The organism is Mycobacterium sp. E3247 (assembly GCF_001667785.1).
In the GTDB taxonomy this organism is placed as follows: domain Bacteria; phylum Actinomycetota; class Actinomycetes; order Mycobacteriales; family Mycobacteriaceae; genus Mycobacterium.
This window is the reverse complement of record NZ_LZJG01000470.1, coordinates 1-956: the sequence shown is the minus strand read 5'-3', so window position 1 is coordinate 956 and position 956 is coordinate 1. Positions and strand designations below refer to the sequence as shown.

Below are 956 nucleotides of genomic sequence, written 5' to 3'. Positions count from 1 at the left end.
ATGATCGGTGCGGCCTGCGCGGAATTGGGCGAACGCGCGCTGATTTGCGCCGGTTGGAGCGATTTCAGCGACGTGCCACTTCCCGAGCACGTCAAGGTGGTGGGCGCGGTGAATTATGCGGCCGTCTTTCCCGCCTGCCGCGCGGTCGTACACCACGGCGGCTCGGGCACCACGGCGGCGAGCCTGCGGGCGGGGGTCCCGACGCTGGTCTTGTCGATGGATGTCAATCAAACCGTCTGGGGAGCCCAGCTCAAACGGCTGAAAGTTGGTGCCACGCGGCGGTTTTCGGCCACCACCCGGGAGTCGTTGTTGGCGGATCTGCGCCGGATACTCGATCCGGATTACGGCGTGCGTGCGCGAGAGATCGCCCGGCACATGACCAAACCCGCTGAAAGCGTTGTCAAGGCCGCTGACGTGGTGGAGAAGTTTGCCGGCTCGCGGAGTCGCGCCTGATCGGCAAAGCCGACAGCGCGGATGTGTGCCGCACTGTCAGCGTCCTGACTCCGGCGCCGGCGCCGAACTAGTTGCCGCTTCTGGAGACACGGGACCACACTTTCTGGCACACTAGATATCTGATCAGCCGACGATGCCTGGGGGTCGCGTCAAACCGTCAAAGGTCGTCACAGTCCAATGGTCGGGGGGATAGGGCCGATGATATTGGCTTCGTCACACCCGACGGCGCCCGGTGGGAATTGCCGGTTCGCCCGCTCGCGGAACCTCATTCCCCATGCCATGCAACGAAAACAGTCAATCCCAATAGGGAAGGGAGAGACTGAAATTAGGGCCGAAAGACCCTACTCTGAAGTGTTGCCGGGGCAAGGGAAAAGTGATTAAGGTTACAACGCGATGAAATTTGCTGTGGCAAGCTACGGGACGCGCGGTGACATAGAGCCGTGCCTCGCTATCGGGCGGGAACTGACGCGCCGAGGGCACGACGTCCGCATGGCCGTCCCGCC

General features: G+C 63.0%; 2 protein-coding genes. Both read left to right on the top strand.

Translation table 11 applies throughout. From position 1 onward, the window contains the following. The coding region (locus A9X04_RS23015; RefSeq protein WP_369829003.1) for a glycosyltransferase at window positions 1–453 on the top strand (453 nt) is incomplete at its 5' end. 393 nt (window positions 454–846) lie between these two features. Continuing rightward, window positions 847–956 (top strand): glycosyltransferase (locus A9X04_RS29995; protein WP_156764503.1); only part of this gene is annotated, 110 nt, incomplete at its 3' end.